At 69.0% G+C, this 23,101-nt stretch carries 20 protein-coding genes and 1 riboswitch; of the genes, 12 read left to right on the top strand and 8 right to left on the bottom strand.

Going from position 1 to position 23,101, the window contains the following annotated elements:
* Window positions 1-89: 89 nt before the first annotated feature.
* From AC1HFW_RS29765 to AC1HFW_RS29785, 5 genes are all read left to right on the top strand, one after another.
* Window positions 90-791 (top strand): response regulator, encoded by a 702-nt coding sequence (locus AC1HFW_RS29765; RefSeq protein ID WP_006393155.1) that lies wholly within the window; start codon window positions 90-92, stop codon window positions 789-791.
* Window positions 791-2,344 (top strand): HAMP domain-containing sensor histidine kinase, encoded by a 1,554-nt coding sequence (locus AC1HFW_RS29770; protein WP_479286246.1) that lies wholly within the window; start codon window positions 791-793, stop codon window positions 2,342-2,344. The genes AC1HFW_RS29765 and AC1HFW_RS29770 overlap by 1 nt, the downstream gene beginning before the upstream one ends.
* Before the next feature lie 96 nt (window positions 2,345-2,440).
* A complete protein-coding gene (ruvB, locus tag AC1HFW_RS29775; RefSeq protein WP_116520627.1) occupies window positions 2,441-3,514 on the top strand; it encodes a Holliday junction branch migration DNA helicase RuvB in 1,074 nt (357 codons plus the stop codon).
* A gap of 35 nt (window positions 3,515-3,549) precedes the next feature.
* Window positions 3,550-4,515: a threo-3-hydroxy-L-aspartate ammonia-lyase gene (locus AC1HFW_RS29780; protein ID WP_006393158.1), complete on the top strand. Its 966-nt coding sequence runs from the start codon at window positions 3,550-3,552 to the stop codon at window positions 4,513-4,515.
* Window positions 4,516-4,629: 114 nt separating this feature from the next.
* Complete coding sequence (locus AC1HFW_RS29785) at window positions 4,630-5,550, top strand: complex I NDUFA9 subunit family protein (RefSeq protein ID WP_006393159.1); 921 nt, start codon at window positions 4,630-4,632, stop codon at window positions 5,548-5,550.
* Window positions 5,551-5,599: 49 nt separating this feature from the next.
* Here the strand turns inward: AC1HFW_RS29785 and ruvA are convergent, their stop codons facing one another.
* The 6 genes from ruvA to AC1HFW_RS29815 all read right to left on the bottom strand — a co-directional run bounded on the left by ruvA (window position 5,600) and on the right by AC1HFW_RS29815 (window position 11,058).
* Window positions 5,600-6,172: a Holliday junction branch migration protein RuvA gene (gene ruvA, locus AC1HFW_RS29790; RefSeq protein WP_006393160.1), complete on the bottom strand. Its 573-nt coding sequence runs from the start codon at window positions 6,170-6,172 to the stop codon at window positions 5,600-5,602.
* A 91-nt stretch (window positions 6,173-6,263) separates the two neighbouring features.
* Window positions 6,264-6,812 (bottom strand): crossover junction endodeoxyribonuclease RuvC, encoded by a 549-nt coding sequence (gene ruvC / locus AC1HFW_RS29795; protein ID WP_006393161.1) that lies wholly within the window; start codon window positions 6,810-6,812, stop codon window positions 6,264-6,266.
* Window positions 6,812-8,401, bottom strand: coding sequence for a bifunctional phosphoribosylaminoimidazolecarboxamide formyltransferase/IMP cyclohydrolase (gene purH, locus AC1HFW_RS29800; RefSeq protein ID WP_006393162.1), 1,590 nt, complete (start codon window positions 8,399-8,401; stop codon window positions 6,812-6,814). The genes ruvC and purH overlap by 1 nt, the downstream gene beginning before the upstream one ends.
* 103 nt (window positions 8,402-8,504) lie before the next feature.
* Entirely contained in the window at window positions 8,505-8,744 is a 240-nt protein-coding gene (locus AC1HFW_RS29805) for a helix-turn-helix domain-containing protein (RefSeq protein WP_006217670.1), read from the bottom strand.
* Between the two features lie 36 nt (window positions 8,745-8,780).
* The gene (dusB, locus tag AC1HFW_RS29810) at window positions 8,781-9,806 is read right to left on the bottom strand and encodes a tRNA dihydrouridine synthase DusB (protein WP_035360023.1); all 1,026 of its coding nucleotides are present in this window, start codon (window positions 9,804-9,806) and stop codon (window positions 8,781-8,783) included.
* A gap of 82 nt (window positions 9,807-9,888) precedes the next feature.
* Window positions 9,889-11,058 carry a UbiH/UbiF/VisC/COQ6 family ubiquinone biosynthesis hydroxylase gene (locus AC1HFW_RS29815; RefSeq protein WP_479286248.1) on the bottom strand — a complete coding sequence of 390 codons (1,170 nt, stop codon included), beginning with the start codon at window positions 11,056-11,058 and terminating at the stop codon, window positions 9,889-9,891.
* A gap of 79 nt (window positions 11,059-11,137) precedes the next feature.
* Here AC1HFW_RS29815 and AC1HFW_RS29820 point away from each other — a divergent pair, with 79 nt between their 5' ends.
* The gene (locus AC1HFW_RS29820; protein WP_006393165.1) at window positions 11,138-11,602 is read left to right on the top strand and encodes a TM2 domain-containing protein; all 465 of its coding nucleotides are present in this window, start codon (window positions 11,138-11,140) and stop codon (window positions 11,600-11,602) included.
* 58 nt (window positions 11,603-11,660) lie between these two features.
* Here AC1HFW_RS29820 and AC1HFW_RS29825 read toward each other — a convergent pair whose 3' ends face one another.
* A complete protein-coding gene (locus tag AC1HFW_RS29825; protein WP_479286250.1) occupies window positions 11,661-13,004 on the bottom strand; it encodes an aminopeptidase P N-terminal domain-containing protein in 1,344 nt (447 codons plus the stop codon).
* A gap of 136 nt (window positions 13,005-13,140) precedes the next feature.
* Window positions 13,141-13,338: riboswitch (yybP-ykoY riboswitch) on the top strand.
* Between the two features lie 43 nt (window positions 13,339-13,381).
* Between AC1HFW_RS29825 and AC1HFW_RS29830 the strand changes: the two genes are divergently transcribed.
* The 5 genes from AC1HFW_RS29830 (at window position 13,382) to AC1HFW_RS29850 (ending at window position 20,576) form a co-directional block, all read left to right on the top strand.
* Window positions 13,382-14,386 carry a sodium:calcium antiporter gene (locus tag AC1HFW_RS29830; protein ID WP_006393167.1) on the top strand — a complete coding sequence of 335 codons (1,005 nt, stop codon included), beginning with the start codon at window positions 13,382-13,384 and terminating at the stop codon, window positions 14,384-14,386.
* A 455-nt stretch (window positions 14,387-14,841) separates the two neighbouring features.
* On the top strand, window positions 14,842-15,174 hold the full coding sequence (locus AC1HFW_RS29835; protein WP_006393168.1) for a hypothetical protein: 333 nt from the start codon (window positions 14,842-14,844) through the stop codon (window positions 15,172-15,174).
* A gap of 421 nt (window positions 15,175-15,595) precedes the next feature.
* Window positions 15,596-18,403, top strand: coding sequence for a magnesium-translocating P-type ATPase (mgtA, locus tag AC1HFW_RS29840; RefSeq protein WP_116520633.1), 2,808 nt, complete (start codon window positions 15,596-15,598; stop codon window positions 18,401-18,403).
* 92 nt (window positions 18,404-18,495) lie between these two features.
* Window positions 18,496-19,602: a porin gene (locus AC1HFW_RS29845; protein WP_479286253.1), complete on the top strand. Its 1,107-nt coding sequence runs from the start codon at window positions 18,496-18,498 to the stop codon at window positions 19,600-19,602.
* 101 nt (window positions 19,603-19,703) lie between these two features.
* On the top strand, window positions 19,704-20,576 hold the full coding sequence (locus AC1HFW_RS29850) for a cytochrome c oxidase assembly protein (RefSeq protein WP_479286255.1): 873 nt from the start codon (window positions 19,704-19,706) through the stop codon (window positions 20,574-20,576).
* Window positions 20,577-20,664: 88 nt separating this feature from the next.
* Here the strand turns inward: AC1HFW_RS29850 and galU are convergent, their stop codons facing one another.
* Entirely contained in the window at window positions 20,665-21,516 is an 852-nt protein-coding gene (gene galU, locus AC1HFW_RS29855) for a UTP--glucose-1-phosphate uridylyltransferase GalU (protein WP_061072318.1), read from the bottom strand.
* Window positions 21,517-21,589: 73 nt separating this feature from the next.
* On the opposite strand from galU, the gene AC1HFW_RS29860 reads away from it, so the two are divergent.
* Complete coding sequence (locus AC1HFW_RS29860; protein ID WP_225856708.1) at window positions 21,590-23,098, top strand: M48 family metalloprotease; 1,509 nt, start codon at window positions 21,590-21,592, stop codon at window positions 23,096-23,098.
* The last annotated feature ends 3 nt before the right edge of the window (window positions 23,099-23,101 follow it).

The raw sequence follows: 23,101 nt of genomic DNA on the forward strand, positions 1-23,101 counted from the left end.
CCAACGCCGGCAAACATCGTGCAACAGGTATATTTCAGATGATTTCCCGGCTCTTGCCGCCGAAGGCGGACGGCTCCACTATGGCATCCATGGACAATCACCACACCAAGCTGCTGGTCGTCGACGACGATCCGGCCCTGCGGCAACTGCTGGCCGACTACCTGAATCGCCACGGCTACGACACGCTGCTGGCGCCGGATGCCAGCGACCTGCCGTCGCGCATCACCCGCTACGCCCCCGACCTGCTGGTGCTGGACCGCATGCTGCCCGGCGGCGACGGCGCCGACGCCTGTCGCCGCCTGCGCGAGCAGGGCGAGGACATCCCGGTCATCCTGCTGACCGCCCGCGACGAGGCCGTCGACCGCATCATCGGCCTGGAGGCCGGCGCCGACGACTACGTCGGCAAGCCCTTCGACCCGCGCGAACTGCTGGCCCGCATCGAGGCCGTGCTGCGGCGCAAGCGCGGCCCGTCCGCGCTGACCAAGGACGCGCCGGTGTCGTTCGGCCCGTTCCTGTTCGACCCTTCCACCCGCCAGCTGTCGCGCGAAGGCACGGTGGTCAAGCTCACCGGGGGTGAAATCAACCTGCTCGAGGCGCTGGTGCGCAACGCCGGCAAGCCGCTGTCGCGCGAACGCCTGCTGGCGCTGGCGCGCGACGACGACGCCGGCGAACGCAACGACCGCGCCATCGACATCGCCATCCTGCGCCTGCGCCGCGTCATCGAGGACGATCCCAAGCAACCCCGCTGGATCCAGACCGTCTGGGGCATCGGTTACCGGTTCTCGCCCTGATGCGCTTCTCTGCCGGCTTCCTCGTGCCGCGCTCGCTTCGGGCGCGGCTGATCCTGCTGATTCTCGGGTCGGTGTTGCTGACACAGGCGGCGACGCTGGTGACGGTCTCGTACTTCCGCCACAAGTTCATGGAAGACGTGGCCATCGGCTACATCACCACCACCATTCGCACCCTGCGCGCCGCCGTGTCGCAGGTGCCGGCCGAGGACCGCGCCGACTTCGTGCGCGCGGCCTCGCAGAACCAGTGGCGCCTGTGGTCGCGGGTGCTGCCCGCCGAGGCCAAGCTGCAGCGCTTCAACGGCCGCCGGCCGCCGCCGCGCAACATGCAGCATCCGCCGCCCCCTCCGCCGCCGCTGCCGAATTCGCAGATACAGGGGCCGCCATTGCCGCCCGAGATGCGCGGAGGCGACCGCGAGGTGGACGAGGCGCAGGCCGAACACGAGCGTCAGCGCGAGCACGAAGAGCGCATGCGGCGCTACAAGGCCGAGCCGGACGACATCCGCCGCGACCTGCGCGGGCTGGTGCAGCAGCTCAACGAGCGGCTGAACGACGGCACCCGGGTGGCGCTGTCGCGCGGCCCCACGCCCGAGATCTTCATTTCGCTGGCGCCCAATCCGGCCAGCGAGGACGCGCCGCGCCTGCGCGAATGGCTGGTGATTCCGCTGGACCGCCTCGATCCGCCGGTGGCCACGCCGTTCATCGCCGCCTGGCTTGGCGGCCTGGGGCTGCTATTGCTGTTGGCGGTGGGTTTCTCGTGGCACATCACCCGGCCCATCACGCGCCAGGCGGACGCCGCCGACCGCCTGGCCGCCGGCCAGCCGCAGCGGGTCGAGCCTTCCGGTCCGCACGAAACCCGGGTGCTGGGCGAACGCTTCAATGCCATGCTGGATGCGTTGGCCGAATCCGATTCCGTGCGCCGCACGCTGCTGTCGGGCCTGCCGCACGACCTCAAGGGGCCGCTGTCGCGCATGTGGCTGCGCATCGAGCTGGCCGATGATTCGGCCCTGAAGGAAGGGCTGCGCACCGACCTGCAGGACATGCAGCACATGGTCGACCAGTTCATCGGCTTCGTGCGCGGCACCGATCCGGCCGCCTACCGCTATGCGTCGATGGTGCTGCCCGACTGGCTGACCGAGCGCGTCAACGCCTGGCGCGGCGCCGGCACAGACGTCACCCTGAATACCACCGGCGACGACGCCACCCTGGTGGTGCAAGGCGACGCCGTGGCGCTGGGCCGCCTGCTCGACAACCTGATCGGCAACGCCCTGAACCACGGCGCGCCGCCTGTCGATATCCGCCTGCGGCGCGAAGACCGCCACGTGGTGCTGGATGTGTCCGACCACGGCCCCGGCATCGTGCCGGAGCGGCGCCTGGAGGCGCTGCGGCCCTTCAGCCGGCTGGACGACGCCCGCACCCGCACCGGCAGCGTCGGCCTGGGCCTGGCGCTGGCCGAGGCCATCGCCCGCGCCCACGGCGGCTCGCTGGAACTGCTGCAGGCCGAGTCGGGCGGGCTGTGCGTGCGGGTCAAGCTGCCGGTGGCCGACGGCGCCTGATTCGGCTCAGGGGCGTTTTGGGCCCGCGCCCCGCCCCGGGCCCGGCGGTTACGGTACGATGCAGCATCCTGCTCAGTATCCTGTCGTTTCCGCACCATGGCCATCCAGTCCGATTCCCTTTCCTCCCGCCCCGACGCGCCTCGCATCGTCGCGCCCCAGCCGGCGTCGCCCAACGAGGAATCGATCGAGCGCGCCCTGCGGCCCAAGGCGCTGGAGGAATACGTCGGCCAGCAGCGGGCCCGCGAACAGCTCGAGATCTTCATCGCCGCCGCCCGCAAGCGCGGCGAGGCGCTGGACCACGTGCTGCTGTTCGGCCCGCCGGGCCTGGGCAAGACCACGCTGGCCCACATCATCGCGCATGAAATGGGCGTGCAGCTGCGCCAGACGTCCGGCCCCGTGCTCGAGCGCCCGGGCGACCTGGCCGCGCTGCTGACCAACCTGGAAAAGAACGACGTCCTGTTCATCGACGAAATCCACCGCCTGTCGCCCGTGGTCGAGGAAATCCTCTATCCGGCGCTCGAGGATTTCCAGATCGACATCCTGATCGGCGAGGGGCCGGCCGCGCGCAGCGTCAAGCTCGACCTGCAGCCGTTCACGCTGGTCGGCGCCACCACCCGCGCCGGCATGCTGACCAATCCGCTGCGCGATCGCTTCGGCATCGTCTCGCGGCTGGAGTTCTACAACGCCGATGATCTCGGCCGCATCGTCACCCGCAGCGCCGGCCTGCTCAACGCCGGCATCACGCCGGACGGCGCCGCCGAGGTGGCGCGCCGCGCCCGCGGCACGCCGCGTATCGCCAACCGATTGCTGCGCCGCGTGCGCGACTACGCCGAGGTCAAGGCGGGCGGCACCATCGACGCCGACGTCGCCGGCCGCGCGCTGGCCATGCTCGAGGTCGATCCGCAGGGTCTGGACCTGATGGACCGCAAGCTGCTCGAAGCCATCATCCACAAGTTCGATGGCGGCCCGGTGGGCGTCGACAGCCTGGCCGCGGCCATCGGAGAAGAGCGCGACACGATCGAAGACGTGATCGAGCCCTACCTGATCCAGCACGGCTACCTGCAGCGCACGCCGCGCGGCCGCACCGCCACCCTGACCACCTGGCGCCACCTGGGCCTGACGCCGCCGGCCGGCGCCGCCAGCACCAGCGGCGAGCTGTTCGGCAAATAAAATCCGACTTTCTTCGCGTACAAAGGACCCATTCCATGTTGCCCGAACTGCCCACCTTCGACGACGTCGCGCGCGCCAGCGAGCGCCTGGCCGGCCATGCGCACCGCACGCCGGTGCTGACCTCGACCACCGCCGACGCCATCGCCGGCGCCTCGCTGTTCTTCAAGTGCGAGAACTACCAGCGCATGGGCGCGTTCAAGTTCCGCGGCGGCTACAACGCCATCGCCCGCCTGACGCCCGAGCAGCGCGCCGCCGGCGTGGTCACGTTCTCGTCGGGCAATCACGCGCAGGCGATCGCGCTGGCCTCCAAGCTGCAGGGCGTCAAGGCCACCATCATCATGCCGCTGGACGCCCCGGCGGCCAAGCGCGCCGCCACCGAAGGCTACGGCGGCCAGATCGTCACCTATGACCGCTACACCGAGGACCGCGAGCAGATCGCGCTGCGCATCCAGTCCGAAACCGGCGCCACGCTGATCCCGCCGTACGACCACGAGGATGTGATCACGGGGCAGGGCACCGCGGCCAAGGAACTGTTCGAGGACGTCGGCGAGCTGGACTACCTGTTCGTGTGCCTGGGCGGCGGCGGCCTGCTGTCGGGTTCGGCGCTGTCGGCGTTCGCGCTCAGCCCGCGCTGCCTGGTCTACGGCGTCGAGCCGGAGGCGGGCAACGACGGCCAGCAATCGCTGCGCAAGGGCGAGATCGTCCGCATCCAGGCGCCCAAGACGCTGGCTGACGGCGCCGCCACCACCCATCTCGGCAACCTGACCTTCCCCCTCATCCAGAAGCACGTGCGCGATATCGTCACGGTGACGGATGATCAGCTGGTCTCGACCATGAAATTCTTCGCCGAACGCATGAAGATGGTGGTCGAACCCACCGGCTGCCTGGCGGCGGCGGCCGTGCTGCAGGGCGTGGTGCCGGTGCGCGGCGCGCGCGTGGGCGTCATCATCAGCGGCGGCAACGTCGATCTTCCGGCCTACGGCAAGTTGCTGGCGGGCTGACCCCTCGGGACGAAGCGCCGGCGGGATATCGTCCGGCGCTTTGGCCGCCTGCTTGCGGAGGCGGCGCACGCAAGGCAGAATCGGGCCTGAATCCTGAAGAACAGGGGCTGCTCCATGCGTATCCTTGTCATCGGCGGCACCGGCTTCATCGGCCGTCATCTCATCGCCCGGCTGGCGGGCGGGCAGCACCAGATCCTGGTGCCCACCCGCCGTTATGGCCAGGGGCGCGAACTCCAGCTGTTGCCCACCGTCACCCTGCTCGCCAGCGACGTGCACGACGATGACGCGCTCGACCACCTGGTGCGTGGTTGCGACGCGGTGGTCAACCTGGTGGGCATCCTGCATGGCAATTCGGGCAGGCCCTACGGCTCCGATTTCGCGCGGGCGCACGTGCACCTGCCGCAGCGTATCGCGCGGGCCTGCCGCCGGCTGGGCGTGCGCCGCCTGCTGCACGTCAGCGCGCTGGGCGCCGATTCCAGCGGCGCCAGCATGTACCAGCGCTCCAAGGGCGACGGCGAGGCCGCCATCAAGCAGGAACTGGCCGACTGGCGCGAGGGCGGCTGGACGATCTTCCGCCCGTCGGTGGTGTTCGGGGCCGACGACAACTTCACCAACATGTTCGCGCGCCTGGCGCGCTGGCTGCCGTTGCTGCCGCTGGCCGGCGCGCACGTGCGCATGCAGCCGGTGTTCGTGGGCGACGTGGTGACGGCGATGCTGGCGACGCTGGGCAATACCCACACCTGGGGCAAGACCTATGAACTGGGCGGCCCGCAGGTCTACACCCTGGGCGAGATCGCGCGCCTGTGCGCCGGCTGGGGCGGCAACCCGCGCCCGGTGCTCAACATGCCGATGGGGCTGGGGCGGATGCAGGCCATGCTGTTCGAGTGCCTGCCTGGCCGGCCCCTGATGTCGCGCGACAACCTGGACTCCCTGCGCAGCGACAATATCTGCGGCGCGCCGATAGCGCCCGAATTGAACGTGGTGCCCACCGGGCTGGAAGCGGTGGCGCCCGGTTACCTGTCGCCGGCGCGCTAGCCGGCGGCGCCTCACGCCGGCGCGGCCCGGGCGCGAGCCGGCGGCGGGCTCAGCGCACCAGCGCCTTCAAGGCCTGCTTGATGCCGTCAGACACGCCCACGCCTTCGGGCAGGGTCTTCAGCGCGGACAGCGATTCCTTCTCGGAGTACCCCAGCGCCAGCAGCGCGTTCAGGATGTCGGACTGGTTGTCCTGCACCGGATGCGCGGTGGCGCCGATGTCGGCGCCCAGCTTGCCGCGCATTTCCAGCAGCAGGCGTTCGGCGGTCTTCTTGCCGATGCCCGGCACGCGGGTCAGGCGGCCCGATTCCTGCAGCGTGATGGCCTGGGCCAGGTCGGCCACCGACAGGCCCGACAGCACCGACAGCGCGGTGCGCGCGCCGATGCCGCTGACCTTGATCAGTTCGCGGAAGGCGCTGCGCTCGCCGGCCGTGGCGAAGCCGTAGAGGATGTGGGCATCCTCGCGCACGGTCAGGTGGGTGTACAGGGTGACGCGCGCGCCGGTTTCCGGCAGCGAATAGAGCGTACTCATGGGCACGTCGATGTCATAGCCCAGACCGTTGACGTCCACGCACACGGTGGGCGGCAGTTTCTCGATCAGGGTTCCGGTGATGCGTCCGATCATGGTGGCAGTGGCCTGGCAAAAGAGGGGGCCGCGACAGCCGCGGCGAATGCGGGGATTCTATACGGCTCCGCGCGCGGCGGGGGCGCGAGGCTCAGCCGAGCAGGCGGCCGTTGCGGATGCGGGTCTTGCCGCCCAGGCTCAGGCGCGTGCCCAGCTGCGTCAGCCGGTCCTGCAGGGGGCCGACGTGGGCGTGGCAGATGGCGCAGGCCAGCGCGTCGGCCGAGTCGGGGGCGGGCGTGCCGTCCAGCGCCAGCAGGTGCTGCACCATCATCTGCACCTGTTCCTTGGCCGCGCGGCCGGTGCCCACCACCGCTTTCTTGATCTGCAGCGCGGTGTATTCGTGCACTGCCAGCGAGCTGTCGGCCAGCGCGCACAGCGCCGCGCCGCGGGCCTGGCCCAGCAGCAGGGTCGAGGCCGGATTGGTGTTCAGGAAGATGATTTCCAGCGCGGCGACGTCGGGTTGCGTGTCGCGCGCCACCTGGCGCAGGTTGTCCAGGATGACCTTGAGGCGCTCGGACAGCGTCAGCGCCGGCGGGACCACGATGGTCCCGCTGGCGACATAGCGCAGCCGCGAGCCGTCGGCATCGATCACACCGAAGCCGGTGCGGCGCAGGCCGGGATCGATGCCGAGGACGCGCATCAGTGGCGGAAGTGACGGGTGCCGGTCAGCACCATGGCGATGCCATGCTCGTCGGCCGCGGCGATGACTTCGTCGTCGCGCATGCTGCCGCCGGGCTGGATCACGCAGGTCGCGCCCGCGGCCACCACCACGTCCAGGCCATCGCGGAACGGGAAGAAGGCGTCCGACGCCACCGCCGAGCCCTTCAGCGTCAGGCCGGCGTTCTCGGCCTTGATCGAGGCGATGCGGGCCGAGTCGATGCGGCTCATCTGGCCGGCGCCGACGCCCAGCGTCATGCCGCCGCCGACGAACACGATGGCGTTGGACTTGACGTACTTGGCGACCTTCCAGGCGAACGCCAGGTCGTTCATTTCCTGCTCGGTGGGCTGGCGCTTGGACACGACCTTCAGGGCCTCGCGCGGCACGTTGTAGGCGTCCGGGCTCTGCACCAGCCAGCCGCCGCCGACGCGCTTGACGTCGAAGGCGTTCTGGCCCGTGCCCATCGGCACTTCCAGCACGCGCACGTTCTTCTTGGCGGCCAGGATGGCCAGCGCGGCGCCGTCATAGGCCGGGGCCAGCAGCACTTCCAGGAACTGGGCGCTGACGGCTTCGGCGGTGGCGGCGTCGACCGGGCGGTTGAAGGCGATGATGCCGCCGAAGGCCGAGGTCGGGTCGGTCTTGAAGGCCTGCTGGTAGGCGCCCAGCGTGTCGGCCGCCACGGCCACGCCGCAGGGGTTGGCGTGCTTGACGATGACGCAGGCGGGCGCCTCGAAGCTGCGCGCGCATTCCCAGGCGGCATCGGCGTCGGCGATGTTGTTGTACGACAGTTCCTTGCCCTGCAGCTGGCGGTAGTTGCCCAGCAGGCCGGCGGAACGCTGCGCGTCGACGTAGAACGCGGCGGTCTGGTGCGGGTTCTCGCCATAGCGCAGGGCCTGTTCCTGCTTGACCTGCAGGGTCAGGGTGCCGGGCCATTCCTGCCGGGCCGGCACGGCGTCCTGCGCCGGTTCGGCTTCGGTCAGGCTGGTCAGGTAGGCGGCGATGGCGCCGTCGTAGGCGGCGGTGTGGGCGTAGACCTTGGCGGCCAGCGCCAGGCGCAGGCCGTACGAGGTGCTGCCGCCCTTGTCCATTTCGGACAGCACGCGCGAGTAGTCGACCGGGTCGATCACCACCGTCACGCCACCGGCTTCGGTGCCGTGGTTCTTGGCGGCGGCGCGCAGCATGGCCGGGCCGCCGATGTCGATGTTCTCGACCGCGTCGGCGAAGGTGCAGTCCGGCTTGGCCACGGTTTCGCGGAACGGATACAGGTTGACCACCAGCATGTCGATGCGATCGATACCGGCCGCCTTGATGGTGTCCATGTGCTCGGCGCTGTCGCGGCGGGCCAGCAGGCCGCCGTGGATCTTCGGGTGCAGCGTCTTGACGCGGCCGTCGAGGATCTCGGGCGAGCCGGTGTGGGCGGCCACTTCGGTGACGGTCAGGCCGGCGTCGGCCAGCAGGCGGGCGGTGCCGCCGGTCGACAGCAGGCGTACGCCGCGCGCGGCCAGCGCGCGGGCAAATTCAACGATGCCGGTCTTGTCGGACACCGAAAGCAGGGCGGTTTCGATTTTCATGGTGAGGGACGGGAGTGGGGCGCGGGCGCCTGTCTCGCTTCAGGTCGGGATGGGAAATCTGTCATGCGGGGCGCGCCAGCCGGCCCGCCCGCGCGGCGGCGCTCTATACCTGGATGTTGTGGGCCAGCAGTTTCTTGCGCAGGGTGTTGCGCGTGATGCCCAGCATTTCGGATGCCCGCGACTGGTTGCCGCCAGACCGTTCCAACGCCACTTCGAGGACCGGGCGCTCCACGCAGCGCATCACCATGTCCCACATGTCGTGGGGCTCGGATTCACCCAAGTCTTCGAAATAGCGCTCCAGGCTGGCGCGCACGCATTCTTCCAGGACATCTTTCTTGCTCATTGGAGTACAGATATTTTTATGTTGGTGTTGAGGCGGTTATGCCGCCAGCAGGGCTTTCGCGACAGGCGCCGGGTTGGGGTTGCCGTCACGGGAAAGATTGAGGAACCATTCCGACACCGCCCGCCACTGGTCGCGGGTGTTGTCGATGAGGTTCATGCGGTCGCGGAACGAGTCCGCATCCGGCAGGCCGTCCAGATACCACCCTATGTGCTTGCGCGCCGTGCGTACGCCGGTGTGTTCGCCATAGAAGCGGTAGTGGTCGTCGAGATGTTCGAGCAGCAGTTCGCGCATTTCCCCATAACTGGGAGGGGCCAGTGTTTCGCCCGTGCGCAGGTAGTGGTCGACCTCGCGGAAAATCCAGGGACGGCCCTGGGCCGCCCGGCCGATCATGACCGCGTCGGCGCCAGTGTAATCCAGGACGCGCCTGGCCTTTTCAGGCGAGTCGATATCGCCATTGGCGATCAGCGGGATTTTCAGCTCGGCGCGGACGGCGCGGATAGTGTCATATTCCGCCTCGCCCGTATAGAGGTCGGCGCGGGTGCGTCCATGCAGTGTCAGGGCGGCGATGCCGGCGTCCTGGGCCAGCCTGGCGACGCGCAGGGCGTTGCGGCTGTCGCGGTCCCAGCCGGTGCGGGTCTTGAGGGTGACCGGCACCCCCAGGGGCGCGCAGGCCTCGACCACGGCGTCCAGGATGCGGGCGATCAGGTCTTCGTGGCGCAGCAGGGCGGACCCCGAGGCCACGTTGCAGACCTTCTTCACCGGGCAGCCCATGTTGATGTCGATGATGCGCGCGCCCTTGTTGGCGTTGAACACGGCGGCCTCGGCCATCATGGCCGGGTCGGCGCCGGCGATCTGCACCGAAATGGGGGCGATCTCGCCGTCGTGGTTCAGGCGCCGCGAGGTCTTGACGCTGTCCCACAGCTTGGGGTTGCTGGCGGCCATCTCCGAGACGGCGTAACCAGCCCCCAATTTCTTGCAAAGCTGTCGGAAAGGACGATCCGTCACGCCCGCCATGGGCGCGACCAGGACATTGTTGGGAAGGGTCCACGGGCCTATGCGCATGGTCACATTTTAACCGGCTCGATCGAACCCTCTTTTTTCGTCCGCCACGGTTTGGTAACAGGTGGACGAAAAAAGGGGAGGATCAGGCCCGGAAACCCTGCAGCAGGTGGCGCGCCAGCGGGGCCCGTAGGGGCGCCGCCAGGTCCAGGCCCAGCAGGGCCAGGCCGCAGGCATGCTCGACCGGCGCCAGGCCGGTGGCGAACACGCGCGGCATCAGGTCGGTGAGGCCGGCGGTGATGATCCGGTCGACCTGGCGCGCGCGGCCGAAGTCGGCCAGCGCCGCGGTCGGGCTGGTCTCCGGGGCGGGCAGCCATGCGCCCAGGGTCTGGGCCAGCCGGCCGGCATCGCGCAGCCCCAGGTTCAGGCCCTGGCCAGCCACCGGATGCAGCGTCTGCGCCGCGTTGCCGATCGCGGCCACGCGGCCCTGCACCAGGGCGCGGCGGGCGCTCAGCGCCAGCGGGAAGACGTGGCGCGGCGCCTGGCACGACAGGCGGCCCAGGCGGTCGCCGAAGGCCGCCGACAGCGCCCGCGAAAAGGCGCCGTTGTCCAGCGCCGCCAGTTCGGCCGCGCGGTCCGGCGCGCTGCACCAGACCACCGAATAGGCGTCCGGCGTCTGCGGGTGCGGCAGCAGCGCCAGCGGACCCTCGTGGGTGAAGCGTTCCCAGGCCCAGCCGCGGCGCGGCAGGGTGGCGTGGGCGGTGGTCAGCAGGGCGTGCTGGCCGTAGTCGCGGCGCACGTCGCTGGCGCCGGCGCCATCCGACTGCACGGCGACCCGGCAGGTCACGGTGGCGTCGCCCTGGTGGATGCGCACGCCGTCGGCGTCCTGGCCGTCGATCGTGGCCGGCGGCCCGGACAGCAGGGTGACGCCGCTGGCGGCCACGCATTCCTCGAGCTTGGCGTGCAGCGCCGAATAGGCGACCACGCAGCCCAGCTGCGGCACGTCGAAATCGGTGTTGCGGATCACGCTGCGGCCCAGCCGACCGCGTTGCGAGACATGGATGTTGAGGATGTCCGCCGCCTTGGCGGGCCAGGCGTGCAGCGATTCGAGCAGCACCCGGCTGCCGTGGTTCATGGCCAGCACGCGCGGATCGGCCACGGGCACGGCGGCGGCGGGCGTCACGGGCGCCGGGCTGGCGCCTTGCAGCAGGGCGATGCGGGCCGGATCGGGCGCCACGCGCGCCAGCATCAACGCCAGGACACGCCCCACGGGGCCGGCGCCGAGAATCGCAATGTCGAAGGCGGAGATAGTCATGCCGCGATTTTACCTGTCCACTACAATCCGGGTCTGCCGGCGCGGCTTGGCGCCCGGGACCCTTTACCGGTTGATTGATATGACGCAGCTCGAGGCTTCTTCTTCGCTGTCCGCCGCAATCCCGCGCCGCCCTCGCGGCAAGGTCGCCGTCGGCCTGCTGGCCTGTCTGTTCGGCTGGCTCGGCGCGCACTGGTGGTATCTGGGCCGGCGCCATGCCTGGCTGGTGACGGCGCTGGCGCTGCTCAGCCTGTTCTGCGCGTTCCGCTACTACCCGGTCTGGTATGACAACCCGGCCTTTTTCCTGCTGTTCATTCCGATGATCGACGGCTTCATCGAGAGCGCGGTGTTCTCGCTGATGCCGGACGAGAAGTTCGACCGCCTCTACAACCCCGGGCTGCCGCCGTCTCCCAAGACTGGCTGGGGGCCGGTGCTGGTCGCCATCCTGGCGTGCCTGGTGGGCGCCACCGTGTCGATGTTCGCGATCGCGATGGTGGTGGTCTACGTGTGGGTGGCGATGGGCTGGCTCGAAGGCCTGACGCTGTAGGCCGGGGCCGCCATCCAGGCCGAGGCCCGCGTCATGCCGGGCCCGCGCGGCCGCGCCCTCATTCGCGCATCAGCGCCTCGATCTCGCCGGCCTGCACCGGCACGCCGCGGGTGATCAGCTCGCAGCCCTCATCCGTCACCAGCGCGTCGTCCTCGGTGCGGATGCCGATGTTCCAGTAGGCCTCGGGCACGTCGTCGGCCGGGCGCACGTAGATGCCCGGTTCGATCGTCAGCATCATGCCGCTTTCCAGCTTGCGCCAGGGGCGCTCGGCGCCGGGGGCGCCGCCCGGCTGGCGATAGTCGCCCACGTCGTGCACGTCCAGCCCCAGCCAGTGGCCGGTGCGGTGCATGTAGAAGCGGCTGTAGTCGCCCGATTCGATCACGCCGTCCAGCGAGCCCTTCAGCAGTTTCAGGTCCAGCATGCCCTGCGCCAGGACCCGCACCGCGGCTTCGTGGCCGTCGTTCCAGCCGCGTCCGGGCGCGGTCGCCTGGGCCGCGGCTTCCTGCGCCGCGACCGTCAGGTCGTACAGCGCGCGCTGCGGGCCGCTATAGCGGCCGTTGACCGGGAAGGTTCGGGTGATGTCGCTGGCGTAGCTGTCGACTTCGCAGCCCGCGTCGATCAGCACCAGGTCGCCGTCGCGCAGCACCGCCTCGCCGGCGGGGTAGTGCAGCACGCAGGCATTGGCGCCGGCCGCGACGATGCTGTTGTAGGCCACCGCCTGCGCGCCATGGCGGCGGAATTCATACAGCAGTTCCGCTTCCAGTTCGTATTCGCGCATGCCGGCGCGCGCCGCCCGCATGGCGCGCGCGTGGGCGCCTGCCGAAATCTTGGCCGCCCGCCGCATCGCGGCGATCTCGCTGGCGTCCTTGACCAGCCGCATCTCGGCCAGGATCGGCCGGATGTCCTGTTGCCGCATGGGAGGCTGATGGCCGCCGCGGCTGGCCTCGCGCGCCGCCGCCAGCCAGCGGTGCAGGCGGCCGTCGGTGCGCTTGTCGCCGGCCAGCGGCGCGAACAGGGTCGGCTGGTCCAGCAGCAGCTTGGGCGCCAGTTCGTCGAGCGCGTCCAGCGCATGCGCGTCGTCGAAGCCGAAATGCTCGGCCGCGGCCTCCGGGCCGAAACGTCGGCCTTCCCAGATCTCGTGCTCGATATGGCGCGGGCGGCAGAACAGCAGCGCGCGGTCGGTGGCGCCGGCGATCAGCACCAGCCAGGCGCCGGGCTCGGTGAAGCCGGTCAGGTAGAAGAAGTCGCTGTCGTGGCGGTAGGGGTATTCGGCGTCGCGGTTGCGGATGGCCTCGGGCGCGGTGGCCAGGATGGCGATGCCGCCCCCGTCGGCGCGCATCCGCTCCATCAGGCGCTGGCGCCGGGCGGCGAAGGGGGCGATATCGGCGGGAGGCAGGCTCATGAGGGGCAGGGGGCGCGCGGCCCGGCGGAAAGCTGAGATGCTGGTTACTTTACTCGCCGTGCCGCGGATGCGACAGTCCGCGCCCATTTCCACGCGGCGGGCGGGGATTCATTGGACTGTCATGGGCGCGCTGCTACAATCGCGGCACTGTCATTGGGGAGTAGCCATCCTTTGTCCCCAAAGGAGTTAGCGTCAACAGACTTGGTGGTTCGGTACCGCGTAGCGGTCGCCAGAACTCCATGGCGCTAACGGTCTCCATGTCGCGGCCCGCCCGCGCATGGATCAGCCAGGCGAGACCTTTGGCCGCGTTGCGTTCACCCTGGCCGGGCGAGCCGCGACGTCGCGCCAATTGGTTTCTGCTCGTCCGGCTCGTCCATATGTTGCTCACCCTGTTTCTGTTTTTCCTGTCCGCGGCAGTGATCTATCTCGCCTGCGAATTCTTCGTCAATGGCGTCGAATGGGTCGGACACCGCTTCCAGCTCGGCGCCACCGCGACCGGCACCGTGCTGGCCGCGTTCGGCACCGCCTTGCCGGAGAGCGCCGTGACCTTCATGGCCGTGGTGTTTGGCGAAACCCCCGAGCAGAAGGACATCGGCGTCGGCGCGGCCATGGGCGGCCCGCTGGTGCTGGCGACGCTGGCCTACGCCGTGGTCGGCCTGGCCCTGTGGCGCGCGCGCCGCGGCCAACCCGCGCAGGCCAACTGTATCAACGCGGACCAGCGCCGGCTGGCCCGCGACCAGGCCTGGTTCATGGGCATCTTCGTCTTCAAGGTCGGACTGGGCCTGCTGGCCTTCGCCTGGAAGCCCTGGCTGGGCATCCTGTTCCTGGCCACCTACGGCCTGTACATCAAGCGCGAACTGAGCAACGACGAGGAATGCATCGACTGCGAAGACCTCGAGCCGCTCAAGCTGCGACCGCGCGACGACAATCCGTCGATGTTCTGGGCCGCGACCCAGACGCTGCTGGCCCTGGTCGTGATCGCCGGCGCCTCGCACGTGTTCGTCAACCAGATCGAAGTGCTTGGCATCGCCATGGGCGCCTCGCCGCACGTGGCCGCGCTGCTGCTGGCGCCCGTCGCCACCGAACTGCCCGAGATCATGAACGCGCTGATCTGGGTGCGCCAGGGCAAGGAACGCCTGGCGCTGGCCAACATCTCCGGCGCCATGATGATCCAGGCCACCATCCCCAGCGCGCTCGGTATCTTCCTGACGCCTTGGCTGCTCGACGGCCCGCTGCTGGCCGCCGGTCTGTTCACCATGCTGTCGATCGGCCTGCTGTGGCTGCGCTTCCGCCGCGCCGGCATGAGCGTGCCGGCGCTGTCCGCGGTGGGCGGTTTCTATGCCTTGTTCGCGGCCTATCTGGGCTGGCATTTCTACGCCTGACGAAAGCGGCGCGGGCTTGAAGGCGCGGGGCACAGAAGCCCCGCGCCTTTTTTGCACAAAAGCGGCCTTTTCTGCCCATAAACCTTGTCCATCAGTGGAAACCCGCGTAAAATTTGGCCCGTTATCCATCCCAGGAGCAGTCTTCGTGAATACCGATTCCGGCGAAAGTAGTCGATCTTGCATCGACGTCGCTGTTTGACAGGACCACGCAGAACTCCATCTGCCGCAGCCTGTTGAGCAGGTTGCGGTTGTATCCCAAGCCCCGGGTTTCTTTCCGGGCAGCAGCGCAGGCCCACGGCTTGCCGGGATTCTCCCCAACGTAAACCGCCAGAACCGCCGCTAGTCGCAGCGCCTGCGTTCGCGCACGTCTTTTTCGTGCCCGCCCGCCAGGCGCCGTGTGCCTGCGTGCGCGCGTATGCGCGAAAGCCGCTCCCCATTACGCAATGGAGGCCGCTATGCGTTTCTTCGACTTGTTCCTGCGCCGCGCCGGCGTGGACCGCGCCACCGCCATGGGCCGCCGCCGCGGCACCTCGCGCCTGACGGTCATCTGCCCGCGCGATGAACTGGGCGCCCTGCGCAAGCAGATCTGCCTGGACTTCAGCGCGGCCGGACTCGACGTGTCGCAAGTGCAGATCGACCAGGGCCGCGACCCCGGCATGGCTTCGGCCTGCATCACCGTGAACTGCCCGCCCGAGCTGCGCGCCGAACTGATGTCGCAAGCCCGCCGGCTGAGCGCCAATCCCGCTGTGCGCCACGTGCATTTCGGCGCGCAACCGCTGGCGGCCTGAAGCCGCCGCCCGCCACCCCAGGAGAGACCATGCCCAGTGCCTTAGACCCCGAGCCTCGATTGCGCCTTGTGCGCGGCGCCGGCCTGCCTGTCTGACCCGTCTTCTCCCTTGCGAGCCGACTGGCCGGAAAGTCACCCGGTCTAGTACGGAATCCGCAGCCCTGAACCCCCGGCCAGGCCCGCTCGACGCGCGCCGGTTCCGCCGGCCCCGGTTCTTCCGCTAGTTTCCCGTTCCGCCTTCCGCACCCGGCGCGCCTCGACGCGATCCGGACACCGGCAACATCGCCCCGGTGCCTGCGCACGCCTGTACGTGGCGGAAACGGCCTGCTTTGCGCAGGCCGCGGCCCCGTGCTGCCCGCGCAAAGGCATGGCGGCGGCCAGCCCGTGTCTTCCAGAACAACACCAATAACTGGAACACTCCGATGTTCAAATTCCTGAAGACCTTCTTTTCCTCCGCGGCCGGGCTGCGGCGATCGGGGCGCCACTTCCGGCGTTCCCCCATGCTCGAGCAGGGCGGCGGCCCGGCCGTCGCCACGGCCGACTCCTCCGACGCCGCGCGCCGCGCCAACCGCCGCATGCTGGATGTGGCGCGCATGGATTTCGACGCGCTGTTCTCGATGTTCCGCAGCGGCCGCGGCGGCCTGTCCGAAGCCCAGGCCGATGAGGCCCGCGCCCGCTACGGCGCCAACGAGGTCGACCACGAAAAGCCGCTGACCTGGTACGCCCACCTGTGGCAATCGTTTCGCAATCCCTTCAACCTGCTGCTGACCGGCCTGGCCTCGCTGTCGTGGGTCACCGACGTGTACATGGCCGAGCCCGACGACCAGTCATGGAAGGGCGTCATCATCATCGGCTCGATGGTGGTGATCTCGACGCTGCTGCGTTTCGTGCAGGAGCGCCGCTCCAACCGCGCCGCCGAGGCCCTGAAGGCCATGGTGCAGAACACCGCCACGGTGCTGCGCAGCGACGCCGCCGGCATGGCCGAGGGCGACGCGCGGCGCTTCTTCGGCGCCACGCTGCACGCCTCGGGCTCGCGCCAGATCGAGGTGCCGCTGGCCGAACTGGTGCCGGGCGACGTGGTGCTGCTGTCCGCGGGCGACATGATCCCCGCCGACTGCCGCATCCTGGGCGCCAAGGACCTGTTCGTGGCCCAGGCGGCCCTGACCGGCGAATCGCTGCCGGTCGAGAAATACGCCATGCAGCGCGTCGAGACCGCCAATGCGCTGGAACTCGAGAACATGGCCTTCATGGGCACCAACGTGGTCAGCGGCTCCGGCACCGCCCTGGTGGTGGCGACCGGCTCCGGCACCTACTTCGGCCAGCTGGCCGGGCGCGTGACCCAGACCTCGCGCATGCCGACGCAATTCCAGCAGGGCATCAACCGCGTCAGCTGGGTGCTGATCCGCTTCATGCTGGTGATGGCGCCCATCGTGCTGCTGATCAACGGCTTCACCAAGGGCGACTGGCTCGAGGCGCTGCTGTTCGCGCTGGCGATCGCCGTCGGCCTGACGCCGGAAATGCTGCCGATGATCGTCACCGCCACGCTGGCCAAGGGCGCGGTGCGGATGTCGCGCCGCAAGGTCGTGGTCAAGCGGCTGGACGCGATCCAGAACCTGGGCGCCATGAACGTGCTGTGCACCGACAAGACCGGCACGCTGACGCAGGACCGCATCGTGCTCGAGCGCCATACCGACGTGTACGGCGCCACCAGCGACGACGTGCTGGCCTACGCCTACCTCAACAGCTACTACCAGACCGGCCTGAAGAACCTGCTCGACGTGGCCGTGCTGCGCCATGCCGAGGTGGAACGCAAGCTGGACCTGGCCGCCCGCTACCGCAAGATCGACGAGATCCCGTTCGACTTCTCGCGCCGCCGCATGTCCGTGGTGGTCAGCGAAACCGAGAACGGCCGCGAGCATCATGAACTGATCTGCAAGGGCGCGCTGGAAGAGATGCTCTCTGTCTGCACCCGCCTGCGGGTCGGCAAGGACGTGCATCCCCTGACGGACTCGCGCCGCGCCGACATCCGCCGCGTGACCGCCGACCTGAACCGTGACGGACTGCGCGTGATCGCCGTGGGCGTGCGCGAGCTGCCGCCCACCCAGCAGGCCTATGGCGTGGCCGACGAGGCCGAGCTGGTGCTGGTCGGCTACATCGCCTTCCTCGATCCCCCCAAGGAATCCACCGGCCCGGCGCTGGCCGCGCTGCGCGGTTCCGGCATCGAGGTCAAGGTGCTGACGGGCGACGTCGAACTGGTGACGCAGAAGGTCTGCCGCGAAGTCGGCTTCGAGGTCCGCAAGGTCTACCTGGGCGCCGACATCGAGGCCATGGACGACGGCCGGCTGGCCGTGGCGGTGCGCGAGGCCAACGTGTTCGCGCGCCTGACGCCGGCGCACAAGGAGCGCATCGTGCGCATGCTGCGGGCCCAGGGCAACACCGTGGGTTTCATGGGCGACGGCATCAACGACGCCCCGGCCCTGCGCGCGGCCGACGTGGGCATTTCGGTGGACTCGGCGGTGGATATCTCGAAGGAAGCCGCTGACATCATCCTGCTGGAAAAGAGCCTGATGGTGCTGGAGGACGGCGTGATCGAAGGCCGCAAGACCTTCTGCAACATGCTCAAGTACCTGAAGATGACGGCCAGCTCCAATTTCGGCAATGTCTTCTCGGTGCTGGTGGCCAGCGCGTTCCTGCCGTTCCTGCCGATGCTGCCGATCCACCTGCTGCTGCAGAACTTGATGTACGACATCTCGCAGACCGCGATCCCGTTCGACAATGTCGACGAGGAACTCCTGAAAAAGCCGCAGCAATGGGACCCCGCCGGACTGGGCCGCTTCATGGTGTTCTTCGGCCCGATCAGCTCCATTTTCGACATCGCCACCTACGCGCTCATGTGGTACGTATTCCAGGCCAACGCGCCCGAACACCAGACGCTGTTCCAGTCAGGCTGGTTCGTCGAAGGCTTGTTGTCGCAGACGCTCATCGTGCATATGATCCGCACTCGCAAGATCCCGTTCCTGCAAAGCCGCGCCGCATGGCCGTTGATGCTGATGACGGTCATGGTGGTCGGACTGGGGTTGTTCCTGCCGTTCTCGCCGCTGGCGGATTACTTCCAGCTGCAGGCGTTGCCGTGGAGCTATTTCCCCTGGCTGGTCGGCATCTTGCTGAGTTACTGCGTGCTGACCCAATTGCTCAAGGGCATCTGGGTGCGCCGCTACGGCTGGCAATAGTCACTATTGATACACCTGGCGGTGGGCAGGCGCCCACCGTGGATTCAATACCTCCGGCGGTGGCGGCGCCACCCCGGAATCTGGAGATCAGCATGAAAATCTCGACTGTTGCCACGACACTCGTGGCGGGCGCGGCCAGCCTTCCCCTGACGGTCTGTGCGGCCGGCGATGGCCCGGGCGTTCAGCTCTATGGCGTGGTGGATGCGGGCATCGCCACCACCCACACTTCCGGGCAGGGCACCCACAATGGCATCCTCAACGGCGGCCTGACCGATTCCCTGTGGGGCCTGCGCGGCTCGGAGGACCTGGGCGATGGCTGGAGCACCCGCTTCCAGCTCGAAAGCGGCTTCGACCCGTCCTCCGGCAAGCGCGCCGACGACGACCGCATGTTCAACTACGGCGCCTGGGTCGGGCTAGCCCACGACCGCTACGGCGACCTGCGCCTGGGGCGCCAGTACACCGTCGGCAAGACCTACGGCAATGCGCTGGAGCTGGCCTCCTGGAAGGACATGGGCATGGGCGCCACCTTCAAGGCATCGGACAACTACCAGTTCAGCAACCTGGTCAACTACTACACGCCGACCTGGCAGGGCTTCCAGGCGGGCGTCGGCTATTCCTTCGACGCCGACGACGGCAACCGCTTCAAGACCGCGGCCAACAACCGCGCCCTCAGCCTGGGCCTGAAGTACGAGGACGGCCCCTTGCTGGCGGTCGCCACCTGGGACCAGCTGCGCCTGGCCGAGCCGGTCGAGGGTAGCGCCGGCCGGCCGCAGGCGGTGCAGCTGGGCGCCTCCTACGACTTCGAGGTGGTCAAGGTGTCGGCGGCCTGGTCGCGCCAGCGCAACGGCTACGTCGGCCTGGACGGCGGCGATCCGGACAACCTGGGCCGCAACCTGGGGCCGGCGGCGTTCGCGCGCGGCGGCACCGTCAACGCCTGGCTGCTGGGCGCCAGCGTGCCGGTCGGCCACGGCGCCGTGGTGGTGCAGTGGTCGCTGGCGCGGCCCGACTGGAAATGGGAGGACGGTTCGACGGCGCGCAATGCGCATTTGGTGACATTGGGGTATACGTATGACCTGTCGCCGCGCACCACGCTCTATGCGTTCGCCGGCTACGCGTCCAATTACACCCTGGACAACCAGTTCGACCCGGGCCATTCCCACACGTCGCGCTTCGGTACGGGTATCTCGCACCGGTTCTGAGCCGTACGGGGGGCGCCCGGGTCCACTACAATCGACGCGATCGCGCCTGATGGCGCGGCCCGTCTAGGCCCGGGCGTTTCGCCCCTGCCGGCATTTTCCGGATGACCCGCATGGACAGTCTCGAATGGCTCATACCCTGGGAGTTCTCTCCCACGCTGATGGCCTCCTTCCTGGTGGCCATCGTGCTGTTCGTGCGCGGCCAGCGCGTGCATCACGTGACGGGCGCGCGCCGCGCGCTGTTCTGGCTGGGCATGGTGCTGCTGTACCTGTCCCTGCATACGCGGGTGGACTACTACGCCGAGCGCATGTTCTTCATCCACCGCATCCAGCACCTGGTGCTGCATCACCTCGGCCCGCTGCTGGTGATGGCGGCCTTCCCCGGGCAGGTCATGCGCGCCGGGCTGCCGATGTCGTGGCGCCTGCGCCTGCGTGATTTCCTGCGCACCGGCGCCGGCCGCGCCACCGTGGCGGTGCTGACCAACAAGATCTTCGTGCCGACCCTGTTCGTGTTTCTGGTGCTGGTCTGGCTGATTCCGTCGGTGCAGTTCTATTCCATGCTCGACTGGCGGCTGTATCGCGTGATGAACTGGTCCGTGGTGATCAGCGGCTTCATGTACTGGAACCTGATCCTGGATCGCCGTCCCGCCCCGCCGGCCGCGATGACGCCGGGCGGCCGGGTGATCTCGCCGATCCTGACCATGCTGCCGCAGATGGTGGCGGGCGCGGTCATCGCCTTCACCGAAAGCGACATCTATCCCCTGTTCGAATTGTGCGGCCGCGCCATCGCCATGTCGGCGCAGACCGACCAGACCATCGGCGGGCTGACCATGTGGATCCCGGCCGCGCTGGTCGAGGTGATCGGCCTGATGGTGGCCCTGGGCACCCTGATGCGGCTGTCGGCCAAGGGGCGCCTGCGCAAGGCCGATCGCGATGCCATGGCGCGGGCCCGGGGCCGCCGCGCGGCCTCTGCCTGAAAAACATCCGCCTGAACGTCCGCCCAAAAGCGTCGCGAGCGCCACAGGGGCGCTCGCGTCGGGTCCTGCGGGGTGGGCGTCGGCCGCCTTATCGCGGCAGCAGGCCGTGGTACTTGCGGCCCAGCGCCACCGTGGCCTCGAACATCCCGGCCTTGTTGCCACAGTCGTAGCGCGTGCCTTCGTAGCGGTGCGCGTAGACCGCGCGCTCGCGCATCAGCGAGGCGATGCCGTCGGTCAGCTGGATCTCGTTGCCGGCGCCGCGCTTGGTCGAGCGCAGGTGGTCGAAGATCGCCGCTTCCAGCACGTAGCGTCCCACCACCGCCAGCGTCGAGGGCGCGTCGGCGGGATCGGGTTTTTCCACGATGTGGGTCACGCGTTCAGTGCGGCCGTCGGCATGGCTGTCGTCGGCCTGGGCGGCGACGATGCCGTACTTGCGCGTGTCTTCGCGCGGCACGTCCTGCACGCCCAGCACGCTGGCGCTGCGCGCCACGGCCACGTCCACCAGCTGCTTGATGGACGGCGTGTCGGCGTCGATCAGGTCATCGGCCAGCAGCACGGCGAAGGGCTCGTCGCCCACGGCGGGGGCGGCCGACAGCACGGCATGGCCCAGGCCCAGCGGCGCCGATTGGCGGATATAGAGGCAATTGACGTGGGCAGGTAGAATGCCCCGCACCATTGCCAGAAGCTCATGCTTGCCCTTGCTTTCGAGATCGGATTCGAGCTCGGGAGCGGAGTCGAAATGGTCTTCGATGGCGCGCTTGTTGCGCCCGGTAACGAAGATCAGGTCGGTGATGCCGGCGGCGACGGCTTCTTCAACAGCGTACTGGATCAGCGGTTTGTCGACGACGGGGAGCATTTCCTTGGGCATCGCCTTGGTGGCGGGCAGGAAGCGCGTACCCATGCCCGCGACGGGAAAAACGGCTTTACGGACGGGGCGCATTGAAACCTCATAAGGGGCAGTCGGTGAAACATTTTAAGCGCATCGCTATCATAGGTTCATGAATCGCAGAAAAATGCCATCCATTTGCTCGATTGCGCAGCGGGGCGCGATCGTCGGACTCTGTGTCGCGCTGGCGGCGCCGGCCTTGCCGGTCACCGCCTGGGCCCAACCGGTGGGGTTGCCCTCGATGGGCGCCGCTTCCTCCGCGGAACTCTCGCCCATGCTGGAACGCAGCCTGGGCGAGGCGATCATGTCGCAGGGGCGCCGTGATCCGACCTATGTCGATGACCCCGAACTCAGCCAGTACCTCACCACCATGGGGCGCAAGCTGGCGGCCTTCGCGCCCGGCGCGGTGCCCGAGGTCGAGATGTTCGGCGTGCGCGATCCCGAGATCAACGCCTTCGCCATGCCGGGCGGCTTCATCGGCGTCAACACCGGGCTGATCGTCTCGTCCGGCTCCGAATCGGAGCTGGCGGCGGTGCTGGCGCACGAAATCGGCCACGTGGTCCAGCGCCACATCGCGCGCGGCATGACGCAGCAGAGCCAGAACAGCATGGTCATGCTGGCGAGCCTGGCGGGCGCGCTGCTGGCGGCGCTGGCTGGCGGTGGCGGCAACCTGGCGATGGGCGTGGCCGCGTTCGGTCAGGCCGCCGCCATCAACCGCCAGCTGGGTTTCTCGCGCGACGCCGAACGCGAGGCCGACCGGGCCGGCTTCACCATGCTGACCAAGGCCGGCTACGACGCCCAGGGCATGGCGCAGATGTTCTCGCGCCTGATGAATGCCTCGCGCCTGAACGAAGGGGCGGGCGGCGGTTCCTGGGCCAGCACCCACCCGCTGTCGATCGAACGGATGTCCGACGTGCAGAACCGCGTGCGCTCGCTGCCGCCGTCGCGCCACGTCGACAGCGACGATTTCTGGTACGTGCGCGCCAAGATGCGCGTGGTGCAGGGCCGGGACGCGGTCAGCCTGCGTTCGGCCACGCAGCAGCTGCAGGACGAGGCCCAGGCCCTGTCCGGCGTGCGCCGCTCCGCCGCCTACTACGGGCTGGCGTTGCAGGCGTTCCAGCGCAACAACCTGGACGACGCCGAGCGCCAGCTGGGCCTGGCCGCGGCCGACGGGCGCGAGTCGGCGCAGATGGCCAAGCTGTCCATCGACATCGCCCTGGCCCGCAAGGACAACCGGCGCGCGCTGGACCTGGCGCAGGCCGCCACCAAGCGCTGGCCGGAGCAGCGGGCGCTGGGCATCGCCTACGCCGCGGCATTGCAGAGCAACGGCCGCCATGCCGAGGCCCAGGACTACCTGCGGGCCAAGATCAAGCAGTGGGGCAGCGACGAACCCAGCCTCTACCAGATGCTGGCGCACAGCGAAGAGCGCACCGGCAAGCCGGTGCAGGCGCGCCGCGACCTGGCGCGCTATTACGTCCTGACGGGCGCCTTCGCGGCGGCGGAATCGCAGTTGCAGCAGGCGCGCGGCATGTCGAGCGATTTCTACGAGCAATCGCAGATCGACGTGCAGATCAAGGAAGTCAAGGACAAGCTGGCCGAAGAACGCCAGCTGCTGGAACGCTTCAAGTCGGGCTGACGC

Source organism: Achromobacter sp. ISS7 (assembly GCF_056523125.1).